15 protein-coding genes are annotated in these 19,377 nt (G+C 72.3%); 5 read left to right on the top strand and 10 right to left on the bottom strand.

What is annotated here, in order from left to right; all coding sequences use genetic code 11:
• Positions 1 to 35: 35 nt before the first annotated feature.
• Positions 36 to 1,046: a LacI family DNA-binding transcriptional regulator gene (locus ACZ7J0_RS04075; protein WP_470883736.1), complete on the bottom strand. Its 1,011-nt coding sequence runs from the start codon at positions 1,044 to 1,046 to the stop codon at positions 36 to 38.
• A 123-nt stretch (positions 1,047 to 1,169) separates the two neighbouring features.
• Here ACZ7J0_RS04075 and ACZ7J0_RS04080 point away from each other — a divergent pair, with 123 nt between their 5' ends.
• The 3 genes from ACZ7J0_RS04080 (at position 1,170) to ACZ7J0_RS04090 (ending at position 5,108) form a co-directional block, all read left to right on the top strand.
• Positions 1,170 to 3,101, top strand: a complete 1,932-nt coding sequence (locus ACZ7J0_RS04080) for an amidohydrolase (RefSeq protein WP_470883738.1) — start codon at positions 1,170 to 1,172, stop codon at positions 3,099 to 3,101.
• Between the two features lie 70 nt (positions 3,102 to 3,171).
• A complete protein-coding gene (locus ACZ7J0_RS04085) occupies positions 3,172 to 3,528 on the top strand; it encodes a VOC family protein (RefSeq protein ID WP_470883740.1) in 357 nt (118 codons plus the stop codon).
• A gap of 50 nt (positions 3,529 to 3,578) precedes the next feature.
• Positions 3,579 to 5,108: a helix-turn-helix domain-containing protein gene (locus ACZ7J0_RS04090; RefSeq protein ID WP_470883742.1), complete on the top strand. Its 1,530-nt coding sequence runs from the start codon at positions 3,579 to 3,581 to the stop codon at positions 5,106 to 5,108.
• 134 nt (positions 5,109 to 5,242) lie between these two features.
• Here the strand turns inward: ACZ7J0_RS04090 and ACZ7J0_RS04095 are convergent, their stop codons facing one another.
• From ACZ7J0_RS04095 to ACZ7J0_RS04125, 7 genes are all read right to left on the bottom strand, one after another.
• On the bottom strand, positions 5,243 to 6,796 hold the full coding sequence (locus tag ACZ7J0_RS04095) for an MFS transporter (protein WP_470883744.1): 1,554 nt from the start codon (positions 6,794 to 6,796) through the stop codon (positions 5,243 to 5,245).
• A gap of 169 nt (positions 6,797 to 6,965) precedes the next feature.
• Positions 6,966 to 7,967, bottom strand: coding sequence for a proline racemase family protein (locus ACZ7J0_RS04100; RefSeq protein ID WP_470883746.1), 1,002 nt, complete (start codon positions 7,965 to 7,967; stop codon positions 6,966 to 6,968).
• Between the two features lie 88 nt (positions 7,968 to 8,055).
• Positions 8,056 to 8,919 carry a dihydrodipicolinate synthase family protein gene (locus tag ACZ7J0_RS04105; RefSeq protein ID WP_470884123.1) on the bottom strand — a complete coding sequence of 288 codons (864 nt, stop codon included), beginning with the start codon at positions 8,917 to 8,919 and terminating at the stop codon, positions 8,056 to 8,058.
• A 184-nt stretch (positions 8,920 to 9,103) separates the two neighbouring features.
• Positions 9,104 to 10,606 (bottom strand): FAD/NAD(P)-dependent oxidoreductase, encoded by a 1,503-nt coding sequence (locus ACZ7J0_RS04110; protein WP_470883748.1) that lies wholly within the window; start codon positions 10,604 to 10,606, stop codon positions 9,104 to 9,106.
• The gene (locus ACZ7J0_RS04115) at positions 10,587 to 10,901 is read right to left on the bottom strand and encodes a (2Fe-2S)-binding protein (protein WP_470883750.1); all 315 of its coding nucleotides are present in this window, start codon (positions 10,899 to 10,901) and stop codon (positions 10,587 to 10,589) included. The genes ACZ7J0_RS04110 and ACZ7J0_RS04115 overlap by 20 nt, the downstream gene beginning before the upstream one ends.
• Complete coding sequence (locus tag ACZ7J0_RS04120) at positions 10,898 to 12,094, bottom strand: NAD(P)/FAD-dependent oxidoreductase (RefSeq protein WP_470883752.1); 1,197 nt, start codon at positions 12,092 to 12,094, stop codon at positions 10,898 to 10,900. The genes ACZ7J0_RS04115 and ACZ7J0_RS04120 overlap by 4 nt, the downstream gene beginning before the upstream one ends.
• Before the next feature lie 123 nt (positions 12,095 to 12,217).
• The gene (locus tag ACZ7J0_RS04125; protein WP_470883754.1) at positions 12,218 to 14,569 is read right to left on the bottom strand and encodes a collagenase; all 2,352 of its coding nucleotides are present in this window, start codon (positions 14,567 to 14,569) and stop codon (positions 12,218 to 12,220) included.
• A 210-nt stretch (positions 14,570 to 14,779) separates the two neighbouring features.
• Between ACZ7J0_RS04125 and ACZ7J0_RS04130 the strand changes: the two genes are divergently transcribed.
• Positions 14,780 to 16,150, top strand: coding sequence for an aminopeptidase P family protein (locus ACZ7J0_RS04130; protein ID WP_470883756.1), 1,371 nt, complete (start codon positions 14,780 to 14,782; stop codon positions 16,148 to 16,150).
• Here ACZ7J0_RS04130 and ACZ7J0_RS04135 read toward each other — a convergent pair.
• Together ACZ7J0_RS04135 and ACZ7J0_RS04140 are read right to left on the bottom strand one after the other, a co-directional pair.
• Entirely contained in the window at positions 16,147 to 16,545 is a 399-nt protein-coding gene (locus tag ACZ7J0_RS04135) for a RidA family protein (RefSeq protein WP_470883758.1), read from the bottom strand. The two genes, ACZ7J0_RS04130 and ACZ7J0_RS04135, sit on opposite strands and share 4 nt — an antisense overlap.
• Positions 16,542 to 17,663, bottom strand: coding sequence for an acyl-CoA dehydrogenase family protein (locus ACZ7J0_RS04140; protein ID WP_470883760.1), 1,122 nt, complete (start codon positions 17,661 to 17,663; stop codon positions 16,542 to 16,544). The genes ACZ7J0_RS04135 and ACZ7J0_RS04140 overlap by 4 nt, the downstream gene beginning before the upstream one ends.
• Positions 17,664 to 17,762: 99 nt before the next feature.
• On the opposite strand from ACZ7J0_RS04140, the gene ACZ7J0_RS04145 reads away from it, so the two are divergent.
• The gene (locus tag ACZ7J0_RS04145; protein ID WP_470883762.1) at positions 17,763 to 19,376 is read left to right on the top strand and encodes an AMP-binding protein; all 1,614 of its coding nucleotides are present in this window, start codon (positions 17,763 to 17,765) and stop codon (positions 19,374 to 19,376) included.
• Position 19,377: the final 1 nt, after the last annotated feature.

The raw sequence follows: 19,377 nt of genomic DNA on the forward strand, positions 1-19,377 counted from the left end.
TCTTCGGGCAGATATCTCGATGTCGAGATAACACACTAGTACATCCCCGCGCCGCGCGACGAGGCGCGCACCCGCAGAGCGGCGGGGACGACGACCGGTTGTGGCGATTCGCCCTGTCCGGGCTCGATGAGCCGGGTCAGCAAGGCCACGGCGGTACCCGCGGTGACCTCGGGGCGCAGGGTCACCGTACTCACCGGTGGATCGGTCTCCGCGTATCCAGGATCCTCGCTGGCGCACACCACGCGCAGCACATCCGGCACGGCGATTCCGTGGCGCGCGGCGGCCGCGAGCAGCTGGCGGCCGCCGGGGTCGTAGAGGGAGTAGACGGCGTCGGGCCGGACCTCCGGGTCGAGGCTCAGCAGCGCGTCGAAGGCATGGCCCCCGGCGTCGTGCGGATCGAAGGTGACGAGGACCGGCCGCCTGCGGCGCTCCGCGCACCACGCTTCGTACGCCTCGGTCACCGTGGTGGTGCAGTGGTCGCGGCCGAAGCCGGTGTGCAGTGCGACGCGCTCGGACCCGGCCGCCGCGAGATGGTCGAGCACCTCGCGGGTGGTGGCCCGGTGGTCGTTGTCGACCCACAGGTCGCCCGGGAGCGGGTCTCCCGGTACACCGTCGAAGACCAGGGGAATGCCCCGGGCGCGCAGGGCGCGGAGCACCGGGTCGCCGACCGGGCTGTCCATGATCAGCATTCCGTCGACGGCGAGCGTGTGCCACAGCGACTCGGCCCCGCGCTCCGTGGGCAGGGTGGTGAGCGCGAAGCCACGGGCGTGGGCGGCCGCGGTCGCGGCCGTCAGGGCGCGGGAGAAGAAGGGGACGGCGGTGATGTTCCAGGGGACGCCGGCGAAGGTGGTGACGGCGACGCCGAGCGTACGGGTGCGGGCCGCCCGTGGCGGTCCGTAGCCCAGGGCGACGGCGACGTCCCGGACCCGGCGGCGGGTCGCCTCGCCCAGTCGGCCCGTGCCGTTGAGGGCATGGGACACGGTCGCCGTCGACACCTCGGCGGCGCGGGCGATGTCGGCGAGGGTGGGTCCGGACACGCGCGTCATCGTACGGATTCCATGGCCCGGCGGGGAGTCGGCAGCGGGAATCCGTCGTCCGGGGCGGCTTCTGGTTAAGGGATTAATCACCGAGGGTTCAGGCCACAGCCACCCTTGCCTCCAGGAGCGCTCATGACGTCCTCTCTCTCCCGGCGCACCGTACTGGCCGCGGGCGCGGCCGGCCTGGTCGGTACGGCGGCGGCGCCCGCCGCCGCGATGTCCGCCCCCCGCTCGGCCCCGGCGTCCACGGCGCCCGCCCCGGCAGGGCGGGCGTCCGTACGGAACTCGTCCGCCTCGCTGATCGTGCACAACGCCCGGGTGTTCACCGGGCTCTCCGGCTCCCGTCCCGTCGAGGCCGTCGCCGTCGGCCGCGACGGCCGGATCGTCGCCACCGGACGCGGAAACGAGCTGCGCCGGCTCATCGGCCGGGACACCGAGGTCGTCGACGCGCGCGGCGGCACGGTGATGAGCGGCGTCCACGACGGCCATGTCCATCCCCTGGCGGCGGGCAAGCGCTCGTTGCGGCCCTCGCTGGAGGGCGCCGAGATGACCGAGCCCGAGCTCCGGGAGATCCTGACGGGCTTCCTGAAGGACTCCCCCGGCCAAGAGCCGGACGGCTGGCTGGTGGTGGAGGACTGGAACCCGATCGGCCTGCTTCCCCAGGGCACCGCCCCGCACCACACCATGCTCGACGCCCTGCCCACCCGGCGCCCGGTCGCCCTCGTCGGCGGCGACGGACACAACGTCTGGGTCAACGCCCGCGCGCTGGAGATCGCGGGGATCACCTCCTCGACGCCCGACCCGGTCGGCGGAAAGATCGTCAAGGGAGCCGACGGCAGGCCGACCGGAGTGCTCAAGGACGACGCCCAGCCGCTGGTGACACGTCACATTCCGGAGCCCGGCGAGACGGAACTGGTCGCGGCGTGCGCCCGGGTCCTCGCCCAGGCCGCCGCCTCCGGGGTCACCACGATGATGGACGCCTGGGTCACGCGCGGGGAGCTGGTGACGTACCGGGCGCTGGCGGCGGCGGGACAGCTGCCGCAGCGTGTCGTACCGGCCGTCCGGATCGAGGCGGACCAGGCGAAGGACCCGGCCGGCTCGCTGGCGTACGCCCGGGCGTTGCGGCGGGAGTTCGAGGACGTCCCCGGTCTGCGCTTCGGCATGATCAAGGTGTTCCTGGACGGTGTGATCGAGTACCCGGCGCAGACGGCCGCGCTGTTGGAGCCCTATCTGGACGGTCAGGGACGACCAACGAACAATCGTGGCGAACTGTACGTTTCAGGACATGATTACGGTCGGCTGACGGCCACCTTCAACCGGGCGGGCTGGCAGATGCACGCCCATGGCCTCGGTGACCGCGCGGTCCGCACGGCTCTGGACGGGTACGCCCACGCGCGCCGCGCGACCGGACTGCGCGACGCGCGCAACACCGTCGCCCATCTGCAGCTGGTCGATCCCGCGGACCTCCGGCGCTTCGCCGAGCTGGGTGTGGTGGCGTGCATGCAGTTGCAGTGGGCCGCCGAGGACACCTGGACGATGGAGGCGCTGCTGCCGTACATCGGGCCGGAGCGGCACCGCTGGATGTACCCGGCGCGGAGCCTGGAACGGCACGGCGCGCGACTGTCCGGCGGCTCGGACTGGCCGGTCGACCCGCTCCAGGTGTGGAACCAGGTGCGCACGGCGATCGACCGGCGCGGTGCGCACGGCGAGGGCGAGCTCCACCGCGAGCTGGAGGGCCTCGGGCGCGCCTCGGCACTGCGGATGCATACGTACGGCACGGCGTGGCAGCTGCGCATGGACCGGCTGACCGGCACCGTCCAGCGGGGCCGCGCGGCGGATCTGGTCCTCCTCGACCGCGATGTGACGCGCTGCCCGGTGGAGGACATCAGCGACACGCGGGCCGAGCTGACGCTGGTCGGCGGGCGGGTCGTGCACGACGCGCACTCGGCGACGGGGAGGGCCGCGGCCGCGGGACTGGCCCGGGCGGAGGCGGGCCCCCGGCCGGCCTCGTACGCGGCGGTCCACGGCGGAAGGCATCGGGCCTGCGCCTGCGGACAGGACTGACCGGTCACGGGTGCCCCCCGGACGGCCGCGAGGGATTGCCGCGGCCGCCGGGCGGGCCGAGGATCGCACCATGTTCAGCGGCGCACATGTGATTCTCTACACGCGGGACGCGGACGCGGATCGGGCCTTCCTCAAGGACGTGCTGGGCTTCGACCATGTCGACGCCGGGCGCGGCTGGCTGATCTTCGCGCTGCCGCCGGCCGAGGTCGCCGTCCACCCCACGGCGGCCGAGCCGAAGCACGAGCTGTATCTGATGTGCGACGACATCGCTCGCGTGCTGGACACGCTCGCCCGGCGCGGCGCCGAGATCTCACGGCCCGTCAGTGACCAGGGCTGGGGGCTGCTCGCGGGCGTACGGCTGCCGAGCGGAGCCGAACTGCCGCTCTATGAACCGCGTCACCCCACTGCGCACGGCCTGTCACCCTGATGGCCCAGCCCAACGCGAGCACCATCTCATATCTGAGATAACCTGCCGCCATGGCAGACGACTACCTCGTACGCATCGGCAAGCTCATCCGTGACGCCCGGCAACACCGGGGCTGGACACAGAGTCAGCTTGCCGAGGCGCTGGCCACAAGCCAGAGCGCCGTCAACCGCATCGAGCGGGGCAACCAGAACATCAGTCTTGAGATGATCGCCCGTATCGGCGAGGCGCTCGACAGTGAGATCGTGTCCCTGGGTTACGCAGGACCCATGCATCTGCGCGTGGTCGGCGGACGCCGACTCTCCGGCTCCATCGACGTCAAGACCAGCAAGAACGCCTGTGTGGCACTGCTCTGCGCCTCCCTGCTCAACAAGGGCCGGACGGTCCTGCGCCGGGTGGCCCGCATCGAGGAGGTCTTCCGGCTCCTGGAGGTCCTCAACTCCATCGGCGTACGCACGCGTTGGATCAACGACGGCGTGGACCTCGAAATCGTCCCGCCCGCACAGCTCGACATGGAGGCGATCGACGCCGAGGCGGCGCGCCGCACCCGCTCGATCATCATGTTCCTGGGGCCGCTGCTCCACCGGCTCGACCACTTCAAGCTGCCCTACGCCGGCGGCTGCGACCTCGGCACACGGACCATCGAGCCGCACATGATCGCGCTGCGCCGGTTCGGCCTGGACATCACCGCGACCGAGGGGCTCTACCACGCCCAGGTCGAGGCGTCCGTCGCGCCGGACCGCCCGATCGTCCTCACCGAGCGCGGCGACACCGTGACCGAGAACGCCCTCCTCGCCGCGGCCCGCCACCACGGGGTGACGGTCATCCGCAACGCGTCCTCCAACTACATGGTGCAGGACCTGTGCTTCTTCCTGGAGGCGCTGGGCGTACGGGTGGACGGCGTCGGCACGACGACACTGACCGTGCACGGCGTCCCGAACATCGACGTGGACGTCGACTACTCGCCCTCCGAGGACCCGGTCGAGGCGATGAGCCTGCTGGCGGCGGCCGTGGTGACCGAGTCCCGGCTGACGATCCGGCGGGTGCCGATCGAGTTCCTCGAGATCGAGCTCGCCGTTCTGGAGGAGATGGGGCTCGACCACGACCGCACCGCGGAGTACCCGGCGGACAACGGCCGCACCCGGCTGGTGGACCTGACGGTCCGGCCGTCCAAGCTGGAGGCGCCGATCGACAAGATCCACCCGATGCCGTTCCCGGGCCTGAACATCGACAACGTGCCCTTCTTCGCCGCGATCGCGGCGGCGGCCTCGGGCAAGACCCTGATCCACGACTGGGTCTACGACAACCGTGCCATCTACCTCACCGACCTCAACCGGCTGGGCGGCCGCCTGCAGCTCCTGGACCCGCACCGCGTGCTGGTCGAGGGCCCGACCCGGTGGCGCGCCGCGGAGATGATGTGCCCGCCCGCCCTGCGGCCGGCGGTGGTGGTACTCCTCGCGATGATGGCGGCGGAGGGCACGTCGGTGCTGCGGAACGTGTACGTCATCAACCGGGGGTACGAGGACCTGGCGGAGCGGCTGAACTCGGTCGGGGCGCAGATCGAGATCTTCCGGGACATCTGACGCGGCCGGCGCCCCGAACGCGGGGCCGCTGATGTTCGCTGATGGCCACCGAAGAAGGACCGTCTGCGCACGACCCCCTCGTCCGGGCCCCGCGACTGCCTGTCCTTCGCAGTCGCGGGGCCCGACGCGTGAGGTCAGCCCTGGCCGGCGCCGGGGCCGATGCCGCCCTTGAGGCGTTCGAGGTCCCCGGGGCGGACCTGGATCACGAAGAGGGCGATCAGTGCCGCGAGGATCGCGAGCCCCGCCGCGACGACGAAGGCGGCCGAGACGCCCGAGGTCAGGATGTGATCGCCCCATGGAGCCGGGAGCTGGCCGGTCTGCCGGAACTCGAGGCGCTGCGCCGGGGTCGCGTGGGCGATGAAGTCCGGGACCTGCTTGTCGGCCTCGTTGCGGCTCACCGTGCCGAAGACGGTGACCAGGATCGAGAGGCCCAGGGAACCGCCCACCTGCTGCGTCGCGTTGAGCATGCCCGACGCCGCGCCGGACTCGTGCCGGGGCACATTGGAGACCGCCATCAGCGTCACGGAAACGAACTGCATCCCCATGCCGAGGCCGAAGACCAGCATCGGCCCCAGGACGCTGCCCAGATAGGTGGAGTGGACGTCGGTGAGGGTCAGCCAGGACAGGCCGCCCGCCGCCAGGATCGCGCCGGTGACCATGAAGGGCTTCGGCCCGTACTTGGGCAGCAGTTGGGAGGCCATCCCCGCGCCCACCGCGATGATCGCGCTGACCGGCAGGAAGGCGAGGCCGGCCCGGAGCGGGCTGAAGTCCAGCACGTTCTGCACGAAGAGCGTCAGGAAGAAGAACATGCCGAACATCGCGGCGGCGAGGCTGATCATGATGCCGTACGTGCCCGAGCGGTTGCGGTCGGCGAACATGTGCAGGGGCGTGATCGGCTGCCTGGAGCGGCGTTCGATCAGGATGAAGGCCGCGAGCAGCACCACGGCGATGCCGAACGACGCCAGGGTGAGGGGTTCCCGCCAGCCTTCCTGGGCGGCCCGGATGAAGCCGTAGACCAGTGCCACCATGCCGAGCGTGGAGGTCAACGCCCCGGCCAGGTCGAAGTGGCCCGGGTGACGCTCGGACTCCTTGATGAAGCGCGGCGTCGCGAAGGCGATCAGCAGGCCGATCGGCACGTTGACGAAGAGGACCCAGCGCCAGTCGAGCCACTCGACGAGGAGGCCCCCGGCGAGGAGCCCGATCGCGCTGCCGCCCGCGGAGACGGCGGCGAACACGCCGAACGCCCGGTTGCGGGCCGGTCCTTCACTGAACGTGGTGGTGACCAGCGCCAGGGACGTCGGCGAGATGATCGCGCCGCCGACGCCCTGCACGGCGCGGGCGGCGAGGAGTTGACCGGCGTTCTGCGCCAGACCGCCGAGCAGCGAGGCGAGGACGAACAGCAGCAGGCCGACGATGAGGACCCTGCGTCTTCCCAGGACGTCACCGGCGCGTCCACCGAGCAGCAGCAGACCGCCGAAGGTGAGCGTGTAGGCGTTGACGACCCAGGACAGGCTCGTCGTGGAGAAGTTCAGCGCGTTCTGGATGTGCGGCAGGGCGATGTTCACGATGGTGATGTCGAGGACCACCATCAGCTGGCACGACGCGATGACGAGAAGGGCCATTCCGTTGCCGCCACCCCGTTCCGGGGTGTCGGTTCCGGTGGTGTTCGTCGGCTTGGGAGTGCTCATGACACATCGCGCCCTGGCGGAGGGGCCGTGGACGGGTCCGCCCACCATTCGACCGTAAGCCCGGGCCCCACGGCCCACCAATCGATCAAGCGCGGGCGCAGCGGCCCCGGTCGGCGGTGCCGTGGGTGTCAGCGGGCGGCCGCGCCGAAGGACGCCGCGGCGGCGGGTGTCAGAGCTGGAAGCCGGCGGGGAACGGGTCGTCCGGATCGAGGAAGTACTGGGCGGTTCCGGTGATCCAGGCCCGTCCGGTCACGGTCGGCACCACGGCGGGCAGCCCCCCGACCGTGGTCTGCGCGACGAGGCGCCCGGTGAACTCCGTACCGATGAAGGACTCGTTGACGAAGTCGCGGCCGAGCGGGAGTTCGCCGCGTGCGTGGAGTTGTGCCATACGGGCCGAGGTGCCGGTGCCGCAGGGTGAGCGGTCGAACCAGCCGGGGTGGATCGCCATCGCGTGCCGGGAGCGGGTGGCGTCGGAGCCGGGGGCGGCGAGATAGACGTGCTTGACGCCGTTGATCTCCGGGTTCTCCGGGTGGACGGGCCGGTCCGTGGCGTTGATGGCCTCCATCACGGCGAGTCCCGCGGCGAGCAGGTCGTCCTTGCGGGCGCGGTCGAAGGGCAGGCCGAGGTCGTCCAGGGAGACGAAGGCGTAGAAGTTGCCGCCGTACGCGATGTCGTAGGTGACTGTGCCATGTCCCGGTACGCGCACCTTGCGGTCGAGCGCGAGGGAGAACGCGGGCACATTGGTGAGGGTCACGGCCTTGGCCACGCCGTCCTCGACCTGGACGTCGACGGAGACCAGGCCCGCCGGGGTGTCGAGGCGGACGGTGGTGACGGGTTCCGTGACGGGCACCATGCCGGTCTCCACCAGCACGGTGGCCACCCCGATGGTGCCGTGCCCGCACATGGGCAGGAGCCCGGAGACCTCGATGAACAGGACGCCGTAGTCCGCGTCGGGGCGCGTGGGCGGCTGGAGGACGGCGCCGCTCATCGCCGCGTGGCCGCGCGGCTCGTACATGAGCAGGGTGCGGACGTGGTCGAGGTGGTCGATGAAGTGGCGCCGCCGCTCGGCCATGGTCGCGCCGGGTACGACGCCGACGCCGCCGGTGATGACACGGGTCGGCATGCCTTCGGTGTGCGAGTCGACAGCGTGGTAGACGTGCCGGGTGCGCATGTCCCCTCCTTTTCCGTTCCTGCTGTTCCTGCGTGTGTGTACGGGGCCTCCATGGCCCGGACCGGCCTCTGTGGGCCTGTGACGGCGTCTACTTGTGGCCCTCGGCGAGCGCCTTCTCGGTGGCGGCGCGGACGGCGTCCGCCTGCTCGTCGGTGAGAGGGGCCCGCGGGGGGCGTACGGGTCCGCCGGGAAGCCCCGCCATGTCCATCGAGAGCTTGATGGCCTGGACGAACTCGGGCCGGGAGTCCCACCGCAGCAGCGCGTGCAGCGACCGGTAGAGCGGCAGGGCCTCGTCCAGGTCGTGGGCGACGGCGGCGCGGTAGAGGGCGACGCAGGCGGCCGGCAGGGCGTTGGGGTACCCGGCGATCCAGCCGACGGCGCCCGCGAGGGCCAGTTCGAGCAGGACGTCGTCGGCGCCGATCAGGAGGTCGAGCTCGGGGGCGAGTTCGGCGATCTCGTAGGGGCGCCGGACATCGCCGCTGAACTCCTTCACGGCGACGATGCTGCCGTCCGCGTGCAGCGCCGCCAGCAGCCGCGGGGTGAGGTCGACCCTGGTGTCGAAGGGGTTGTTGTACGCGACGACGGGCAGTGCGGCCTTCGCCACCTCGGCGTAGTGGGCGCGGATCGAGCGCTCGTCGGCGCGGTAGGCGTTGGGCGGCAGGAGGAGAACGGACCCCGCGCCGGCCTCGGCCGCCTGGTCGGCCCAGCGGCGGGACTCGTCACTGCCGTAGGCGGCGACTCCCGCCATCACCCTGCTCCCGTCGCCGGCCGCTTCGACGGCGACCCTGACGACGCGGGCGCGCTCGTCGTCGGTGAGGGTCTGGTACTCGCCGAGGGAGCCGTTGGGGACGACACCGTCGCAGCCCTGGTCGATGAGCCGGGCGACATGCTCGGCGTAGGCGTCGTAGTCGATCCGCAGCGCGTCGTCGAAGGGCAGGGCGGTGGCGACCATGACGCCGTGCCAGGGCCGTGTCCGGTGATCGGTCAACGTACAACTCCTCGGATGATGGGTGCCGCGGTGCCGTGTGCCGGCGGCCCGGGGTGGTTCGGCGGGGGGGGGCGGCTTGGGCGTTCGGTCGGCCGAGTGCGTCGGTCGGGCTCGGTCGTTCAGCCGGCTCGGTGCCCGTCAGTCCGGTTCAGGCCGTATCTTCCGGCACCGGGTCGTCGGGTGGCGCGGCGCGTTCGGGCCGTGCGGGCAGTTCGGCGAGCTGCCGCAGCGGTACGGGGCAGGAGAGCGGGCGCCGGTCCGCGGCCGGCTCCTCCCCCGCGAGGCGCGCCACGGCCTGGCCGCACATCCGGCCCTGGCACCAGCCCATCCCGGCGCGGGTGAGCAGTTTGACACTGCGCGCGTCCCGGGCGCCGAGGTCCTCGACGGCCTCCCGGATCCTTGCCGCCGTCACCTCCTCGCACCGGCAGACCTCGGTGGTGGCGTCGAGCCACTCGGTCCAGCCGGGTCCCGGCCTGTGCGCGGCGGCCATCGCGGCGGCGAAGGCCCGCAGCCGCGCCCGGCGACGGGTGAGGGCCGCGGTGCGGCGAGGGCCGGTCCCGCCCCGGAGGGCGCGGGCGATCGACCCCGCCGCCAGTTCGCCTTCCACGAAGGCCAGTTGGGCTCCGCCGATGCCGCCCGTCTCCCCCGCCGCCCAGATGCCGGGGACGGAGGTGCGCTGGTCGGAGTCGAGTGCCAGGGCCGTGGTCCCGTCGGGGGTGCGCCGGGTGGCGCAGCCGAGGCCGGTGGCCAGTTCCAGCTGGGGGACGAGCCCGTGGCCGACGGCGACGGCGTCGCAGGGGACGCGGCGGCCGCTGTCCGGAACGGGCCGCCAGTCGCGGTCGAGTCGGGAGACGGTGACAGCGGTGACCCGGTCGGTGCCGTGGGCGGCGGTGACGGCGTGCCGGGTGAGCAGCCGTACGGAGTGCCTGAGCAGCCCCGCGCCGTGGACCGCGCCCTCGGCCACCTTGGCGGGGTTGCGGAGGACCGCGGGGAGCGCGCCGGCGTACGCGGTGTAGTCGGCGGCCTCCACGACGGCGGGGACGCGGGCTCCGGCGGCGGCGAGGGACCCGGCGACGGCGAGCAGCAGCGGGCCGCTGCCCGCGACGACGATCCGCTTGCCGGGCAGGGCGAGGCCGCCCTTCAGCATCGCCTGGGCGCCGCCGGCGCCGACCACTCCGGGGAGGGTCCAGCCGGGGAAGGGCAGTTGCCGCTCGTACGCGCCGGTGGCCAGGAGTACCGCAGCGGCACGGGCGGTGGCGGGACGTTCGTCGGGGCCGGCGACCGCGTGCAGCCGCCACCGGTCCCCTTCCTCGGGGGTCACGGTCCACACGTGGTGGGTGGCGAGGTGTCTGACGCGTCCGGCGCGCAGATGCTCGTCGAGACGGCTGACGCGGGTGGCGAAGGGCCGCCACTGGTGGTGCGTGGTCCGGGGGCGCGCGGCCGCGAGTTCGGGGGCGGGGTGCCGGTAGTACTGTCCGCCGGGTCGCTCTCCGGCGTCGATGAGCACCACGGTGAGCCCGAGGTCGGCGGCGGTGACGGCGGCCGCGAGTCCGGCGGGGCCCGCTCCGACGATCGCGAGGTCGGCGGTGTGCGACCCGGCGGGGGCGGGGTCCGTCGGCCCGCCCGGGCGGTCAGACGGCGTCGTCGGCATGTCCGGTGCCCTCCTGGGTGGTGACGGTGTCTCCGGGGCGCGCGGGGACGAGGCACGCGCGTTGGTTCGGGCGGCCGTTGACAGTGGCGAGGCAGTCGTAGCAGGCGCCCATTCCGCAGAAGGCGCCCCTGGGCGCGCCGTTCCCACGGGTCGTGCGCCAGGAGAGGACGCCTGCCGCCCAGAGCGCGGCGGCGATGGACTGGCCGGGGAGCACGCTGATGTCACGGCCGTCGAAGGTGAGGGTGTACGCCGCGTCGGGGCCCGCCCCGACGCGGGAGGACGGTGGTCTGTTCATCGCTCGGCTCCTGGGTCGGCTCCTGGCTGATCGGGGGCCCGGAAACGCTCGGGGCGGAACGGCCGCAGGTCCAGGGCGGGCGGTTCGCCGAGCAGTCCCGCCGCGACGAGCAGTCCGGTGGCGGGGGCGAGGCCGATGCCCGCGCCCTCGTGTCCGCAGGCGTGGTGGAGGCCCGGGACGCGCGGGTCCGGTCCGATGGCCGGGAGGTGGTCGGGCAGATAGGGCCTGAACCCGAGGTAGGTCCGGATCGCGTGGACGTCCGCGAGAACCGGGAAGAGTGCGGTGGCCTGGGACGCGAGTCTGCGCAGGGCCTCGGTGGAGAGGGAACGGTCGAAACCGACCCGCTCGCGGGTGGCACCGATGAGGACAGGCCCGGAGGGGGTGCCCTCGACGACGGCCGAGGACTGGAGCGCCGCCGAGCCGCTGGCGACGTCGGAGATGTAGTCGGCGGCGTACACCTTGTGCCGTACGAGGCGTGGCAACGGTTCGGTGACGAGGACGAAGCCGCGTCGGGGCCGTACGGGAAGAGGGGCTCCGGCGAGGGCCGCGAGCTCTCCGCCCCAGGTCCCGGCCGCGTTGACGACGGCCGGGGCGAGGAGGTCGCCGCCCGTGGTGCGGACGCCGCGGACGGCGCCGTGCGTGTCGGTGAGGACGTCGGTGACCTCGTCGCCGAGCCGGACCTCCGCACCGAGCCGCCGCGCCGCCCTCAGGAGCTGGGCGGCCGCCTGGGCGGGCTGTGTCTGGGCGTCCTGCGGGTAGTGGAAGCCGCCGGCGAGGCCGGGTGCGAGATGGGGCTCCAGTTCGCGCAGGGCGTCGGCGGGTACTTCCCGCGCCTCGACACCCGCGTCGCGCTGCCCCTCGGCGAAGGTCCGCAGTGCGGTGAGGGCGGTCTCGTCGGGAGCCACGACGAGACCGCCCTTGGGCTCGTACTCGGTCTCCGGTGGGAGGACCTGGGCGAGTTCGCGCCACAGTCGGGTCGAGAGCAGCGCGAGGTCGAGCTCGGGGCCCGCCTCCTTGTCGGAGACGAGCAGATTCCCTTCCCCCGCGCCGGTGGTGCCGCCCGCGACGGAGCCGCGGTCGACCACGGTGACGGCGAGGCCGGAGCGGCAGGCGTAGTACGCGCAGGCGGCGCCGACGACTCCGGCGCCGACGATCACGGCATCCGGGGGACGGTGGTTGTGTCTCTTGGGCACGGCAGTAACATTTCACATTCTACTGGCGCGGGGCAAGAGACCGGGGCGGACGAATCCGCCCCGGTCGCACGGGCAGTTGGTGCGGGCACGGCGCGGGGGAGCAGGGCCGATGATGCCCCGGCGTCAGCTGCGCAGCGGGCCTTCGCAGGTGTACGCCGACGTTCCGGCCAGGCGGCTGCTCCAGATCTCGACCTCGCCGAAGGAGCAGTTCATGTCCGCCAGGTTGGTGGACGCCGAACCGGTCCGGTCCAGGAGGTAGTAGTCGACCGTCTCGGACATGTCCTTGAAGACCAGGTCCGGGCTGCCGGCGTCGGACAGGTTCGCGGTGATCCGGCCGGTGCAGATGAAGCGCCGCTGCGCACTGTCACCGTTTTCCGTGCACTCGGGTGTGTTGTACGAGGCCGCGGCGAACGAGGAGCCCACGGCGGCCGGGGTGGAGTCCCGCAACCGGTCATTGGGGACATGGCCGGTGTTCGGCACGAACAGGTCGTCCACCTTGGCTATCTGCGCGTCCAGGAAGGTGTCGTACCCGCGCTGGAGCGCGGCGTCCCCGCCCAGCCGGTCGCGCCAGGCGTCGAACGCCGCCGGCTTGTCGGCCCGCAGATGCCCGTACATCTCGCGGAGCAGGGCGGGCCGCTCGGTCCACAGGTACTCGAAGAACGTGCCCGCGTAGCTGTAGAACCGGAAGCCGTCGCCCTCGTAGGTGGAGTGCAGCAGCTGGTTCACGGTCATGCGCGGGCCCCCGCGCGCCGTGTCGGCGATGACGCTCTTCACGAGGGACTTGCGGACCGCTATGCCGTTGTCCCGGGTGGCGCCGTCGAAGAACTCGGCGGTCCCCTCGTCCATGGCGGTGGTGCGGTCGTCCTGGTACCAGGGGCCTTCGCCGAAGTACCCCGGCACGGCGAAGCGTCCATTGAGGTAGTGCACGTACTCGTGGCGGAACAGCTCCTCCAGCGTCAGCGAGGAGTCCTCAGGCACCCGCCGCTGATAGGTGTAGAAGGTGGCGCCGCGCTCGATGTAGATCCCGCCGTTGTTGGTGTCCATGCCCGTCAGGATCGGGTGGTAGTTCTCGTAGTCGGCGCGGGACGCGTACAGCACGATGGTGAGGCTGGTGTTCGTGTCCCCGGCGAGCGGCGTCTCGGTGCCCACGACCCGGTGGAACTGCGCCTTGACCTGCTTGCTCGCGTAGTAGAGCTGGTCGACGGTGGCGCGGTCCAGGGCGGTGCGGACCTTGATGGCTCCCTTGTCGTAGCTGTACGTGTACGGGAAGATCTGCCGCTCGATGTCCTCCTTGCACACGTGGTACTGCTTGCAGGCCTCGTAGAAGTTCAGCCAGGACACCAGCCTCGTCCAGGGGGCGCTGCCCTGCCCGAAGTCGCGTTCGACCGGGCCGAGGAGCGCGCCGAGGTCGGCGACGATGGTGGACCGCAGCGCGTCGACCTGGCCGAAACGGCCGTACTCGGCGAGGGCGTCCCGCACCACCCACGCGTTCGGCGTGCCCTTGAGGTGGTCGTAGCCGGCGAACTCCTTGAACGCCTCGCGGTACCGGAAGTCCCGGGTGACCGCCGCGTGGAAGGCCGTGTCGTGGTTGCCCGGGTAGATGCCCAGGTAGTTGACGGAGAGCGCGGCGAGGGCGGCGCCGCCCCACGCCGGGTCGACGCTCTGGGCGGCGTGGTACTGGTCCATGGTGGCCAGCACCTTCTTGATCAGGCCGAGCTGGTACTGCCGCAGACCGGGGGCGCTGCCGATGTAGAGGGCCTCGCGCAGTGTTTCCGCGTTGGTGCGGGTGACGGTGAAGGTACGGGCCGCCGCGCCGAAGTCGGCGATGGCACGGCGCAGGACCTCGACGGTCGGCGCGTCGGTGATGTCGATCTCGGTGCGCGAGAAGTCGTGATAGGCGACGGCGTGGAGATAGGTGAACATCTCCAGCAGATGCGTGCCGTTGCGTCCGTCGTGGCCGGCGGCGCGTGCGGATATCCGGCGGCCGACGGCCTGGACGTGCGCGTCGGACATGACCGGTGCGAGCCTGGCGTCCCAGGTCCAGATGAGGTCGCGAAGGCAGCCGTCGGCGGTGACGGCCGGGTCGGCGAGGAAGTCGGCGAACTGCTCGGGTCCCAGACGCGTGATGCCGTCGAGGGTGCAGGGAACGCCGGCGGCACGCAGCGGCGCGCGGCCCGCGCCGGCGGCCTCGGGGGTCCTGGGGCCGGGGATGCGGCCCTGGGCCAGGGCTCCGGGCGCGGGGGCGGGATGGGCGGTGGGCCGGGGCGCCCGCGCGAGGCGGTCGACTTCGTCGAAGGGGTTCACCCGGGGCGTCGGAGCCTTGGGGGAAGGGGCGGTCGGGGCGGCCGCGCCCGGCCGTACGGCCGGGCGCTCCGGCGCCGCCTGGGCCTGGGCGCTCTGGACGACCGGACCGAGCAGCGTCGTGGCGACGATGCCGGCCAGCAGTGATCTGCGCATGGTTCTGGGCTGGAACACCAGCGACTCCTGTGTGGGAGGTGGGGAGCGGTGCAGGTCAGCGGTACTGGTCTCGCGCCACGAGATGGCTCTTCCACGGCCGAACTCCCCGAGGGACTCGGGAATTTGGGGCACGGTGGCGCTGCGACCCGAACAGTAAAATAGTAATGTGAAATTGCACTGACAAGCCCCACGCATCTCCCTCTTCGTCATCCGCCTCAGGGAGCCTTCATGGCCGACCGCACCGCAGACCTCCACATCGGCACCCACGACCTGTCCGTTTCCCAGGAATTGGCCCGCTTCATGGGCGAGTCCTGGGCCCCCTCGCCGCTTCCCGCGGAAGCCCGGACACCCGCCCATGCCCTCACCCCGGCGCGGCGCGCCCGGCTCTCCGCCCGCTTCCCCGGTGAACGACTCCTCGTACCGGCGGGCGAGTTGAAAGCACGGGCCAACGACTCGGACCACCGCTTCAGGCCGCACAGCGCGTACGCCTGGCTGACCGGTCTCACCGGCGAGGACCAGCCCGGCCACGTCCTTGTCATGGAGCCCGACGGCCCCCACGGGCACGAGGCGGTGCTCTACATACGGCCGCGCTCGCCGCGCACCGGGGACGCGTTCTACCGGGACCGGCGCTACGGCGAGTTCTGGGTGGGTCGCCGGCCCGACCTGGCCGAGGCCGAGCGGCTCACCGGCATCCGCTGCGTCCACCTCGACGACCTGGACGGCCTCCCGCCCGGCCGGGACGCCTCCCGCGACGCCGAACTGTCCTCCGCGCTCTCCGAGTTGCGGCTGATCAAGGACGCCTGGGAGGTCGGGCAGCTACAGCTCGCCGTCGACCACACGACCGCCGGCTTCGAGGACGTCGTCCGCGCCCTGCCCAGGGCCCTGGCCCATCCACGCGGCGAGCGCTGGATCGAGGGCGTCTTCGGTCTGCGGGCCCGCGCCGAGGGCAACGGCACCGGCTACGAGACCATCGCCGCCGCGGGCGCCCATGCCTGCGTCCTCCACTGGGTGCGCAACGACGGGCGGCTCGACCCGTCCGAACTGCTCCTCCTGGACGCGGGGGTGGAGACCGACACGCTCTACACCGCCGACATCACCCGCACGCTACCGCTCTCCGGCCGCTTCTCCCCCGTCCAGCGCCAGGTGTACGAGCTGGTCCTCGCCGCGCAGGAGGCCGGCATCGCCGCGCTCCGGCCGGGCGCGAGCTTCCGCGACTTCCACCGCGCCTGCATGAGGGTCATCGCGGAGGGCCTGACCGAGTGGGGCGTGCTGAAGACACCGGAGGGCGATCTGCACCGCCGCTACACACTGTGCAGCAGCGGCCACATGCTCGGGCTCGACGTCCACGACTGCGCGCAGGCGCGCGCCGAGACGTATCTGGACGGGGTACTGGAGGAGGGGCAGGTCCTCACGGTCGAGCCCGGCCTCTACCTCCAGCCCGACGACGAGACCCTGCCCGCCGAACTGCGGGGCATCGGCGTACGGATCGAGGACGATCTGGTCATCACGCGCGAGGGCGCCCGGCTGATGTCGGGAGCCCTGCCGCGCACGGTGGACGGGATCGAGGAGTGGATGGGCGGCCTGCTGGACGCGAGCTAGGGGAGGACGGCGAAGCCGTCGAGCTCGACCTTCGCCTGCTCGTCCCAGAGACGGGTCGCGCCGATCACCGCCATCGCCGGGTAGTCGCGGCCCGCCAGGCGGTGCCAGACGCGGCCCAGTTCGGCGGCGTGGGCACGGTACTCGGCGACATCGGTGGCGTAAACGGTCACACGTGCCAGGTCACCGGGCACACCGCCCGCCGCACTCAACGCCGTGAGCAGATTGGCGAGTGCCGTCGCGAACTGCTCCGGCAGGGTCTCCCCGACCACCTTGCCGTCGGCGTCCAGGGCCGTCTGCCCGGCGAGGAAGACGACCCTGGTGCCGGTGGCGACGACGGCGTGGGAGAACCCGGTCGGCGGGGAGAGGTCCGCGGGGTTGTGACGCTGCAATGTCATCCGTACAGCTCCTTCGCGATGATGGTGCGCTGGACCTCGGTCGCGCCCTCGTAGATGCGGGGCGCGCGGACCTCGCGGTAGAGGTGTTCCAGCAGATGGCCGCGTTGCAGGGCGCGGGCGCCGTGCAGCTGGACGGCGGCGTCCACGACGTACTGCGCGGTCTCGGTGGCGAGCAGCTTCGCCATGGCGGAGCGCTTGGGCACGTCCGGCGCCCCCGCGTCGTACGCCGCCGCGGCCGCGTACACCAGGAGCCGCGCGGCCTCGGTCCTGGTCGCCATGTCGGCGACCCGGTGGGCGACGGCCTGGAGGTCCTTCAGCACGCCGCCGAACGCGCTCCGCCCGGCGGTGTGCCCGAGCGTCGCGTCGAGAGCCGCCTGCGCCATGCCGACCGCGAAGGCGCCGACGCTGGGGCGGAAGAGGTTGAGGGTGTTCATGGCGACCCGGAAACCTCGGTCCACCTCGCCCAGTACGTCCTCCCGGCCGACGGGCACCTCGTCGAAGTGCAGGGTCCCGATGGCGTGGGGGCTGAGCATGTCGATCGGGCTGCCGGTGAGGCCGGGGCGGTCGGCGGGGACCAGGAAGGCGGTGACACCGCGAGCCCCGGCGCCCTGGGCCGTACGGGCGAAGACGGTGTAGAAGTCGGCTTCGGGGGCGTTGGAGATCCAGCGCTTCTCCCCGGTGAGCAGCCAGCCGTCGGCGCCGGGCCGGGTGTCCGGTACGGCGCTGAGGGCGAGGGCGGCGGCGTCGGACCCGGCGTCCGGCTCGCTCAGCGCGAAGGCGGCGACGGCCCGGCCGGCGGTCACCTCCGGGAGCCAGCGTGCGCGCTGCGCGGTTGTGCCGGCGGAGGCGACGGGATGGGCGCCCAGCCCCTGGAGCGCCAGGGCGGTCTCGGCCTCCGTGCACGTGTGGGCGAGCGATTCCCGCATCAGGCAGAGGTCGAGCGCTCCCGCCGCGAACACCCGCGTGAGCAGGCCCAGTTCGCCGAGCGCGGCGATGAGCGGGCGGTTGACCCGACCCGGCTCCCCCTTGTCTGCGAGCGGGGCGAGCCGCTCGGCGGCGAGTGTCCTTAGCTCCGCACACCATGCGGTTTGCACCGGATCGAGCGAGAATACGGGCATTCGTGCCCCCTCTTCGTACGCATCTATCGCGGACCGTTGACTGTCGTCACCTTCACGATACGCTCGTTGGGCGAGCCCACCACGACAAGGGGGCGAACCATGGAGCTGTCACCCTCGGCGCACCACGACACCTTTTCCCGCGACCATCTGCCGCCCGCGGAGCAGTGGCCGGAGCTGCTCTTCGATCTGCCCGGGCTGCGCTATCCGGCGCGGCTCAACTGCGGGGCCGAACTGCTGGACCGCACGGTCGAGCGGTTCGGGGCGGAGCGCCCCGTCTTCCGTGACGCCAAGGGCGGCGTCTGGACCTACGGGGAGCTGCGCGACCGGGTGGACCGGATCGCCCACACCCTCACCTCCGATCTCGGGGTGGCCCCCGGGAACCGTGTCCTGCTGCGCGGCCCCACCTCCGCCTGGCTGGCCGCCTGCTGGCTGGCGGTCATGAAGGCGGGCGCGGTGGCGGTGACCGTCCTCGCCCAGCAACGGCCCCGGGAACTGGCCGTCATGTGCGAGATGGCACAGGTCACGCACGCCCTGTGCGACATCCGCTCGGTCGACGACCTGGTCAAGGCCGAGGTGCCGGACCTGCGCGTCACCACGTACGGCGGGGACACGCCGGACGACCTGCTGTGGCTCGCGGCCGGAAAGCCGGCGTCCTACGAGGCCGTGGACACGTCCGCCGACGACGTGGCCCTGATCGCCTTCACCTCCGGGACCACCGGACGGCCCAAAGGGTGCATGCATTTCCACCGCGACGTGCTGGCCGTCGCCGACACCTTCTCGGAGCACGTGCTGCGGCCGGAGCCGGACGACGTGTTCGCCGGGAGCCCCCCGCTGGGGTTCACGTTCGGCCTCGGCGGCCTGGTGATCTTCCCGATGCGGGCGGGAGCCAGTTCACTGCTGCTGGAACAGGCCGGACCCAGGCAGCTGCTGCCGGCCATCGCCGAGCACCGGGTGTCGGTGCTGTTCACCGCGCCGACCGCCTACCGGGTCATGCTCGACGAGCTCGACGGCCACGACACCGCCTCGCTCCGGCGGTGCGTGTCGGCGGGTGAGAACCTGCCGGCGGCGACCTGGGAGGCCTGGAAGGAACGGACCGGGCTTCGCCTGATCAACGGCATCGGCGCGACCGAGCTGCTCCACATCTTCATCTCGGCGGCGGACGAGGAGACCAGGCCCGGGACGACGGGCCGGGCCGTGCCGGGGTGGCAGGCGCGCGTGGTGGACCGGAACGGCCGGCCGGTCGCCGACGGCGAGGAGGGCCTGCTGGCCGTGCGCGGTCCGGTGGGATGCCGCTATCTGTCCGACCCCCGCCAGCGGGAGTACGTGAGCGGGGGCTGGAACGTCACCGGGGACACCTACGTGCGCGAGCCGGACGGCTACTTCCGCTATGTGGCCCGCGCGGATGACATGATCATCTCGGCCGGGTACAACATCGCCGGCCCCCAGGTCGAGGACGCCCTGCTCGCCCACCCGGATGTGGTCGAAGCCGCGGTGGTGGGCCGGCCGGACGAGCTGCGGGGGCAGATCGTGGTCGCGTACACCGTGCTGCGTGACGGTGTGCCTCGCGACGACGCCACGGCCGAGGCCTTGCGCGACTTCGTGACGTCGCGCCTCGTGCCCTACAAGTGCCCGCGCGAGATCGTCTTCCTGGACGCCCTTCCGCGGACCGCGACCGGCAAGCTCCAGCGCTTCAGGCTGCGCGGCGGGGGGTGAG

It is taken from the genome of Streptomyces sp. NPDC038280 (genome assembly GCF_055600045.1).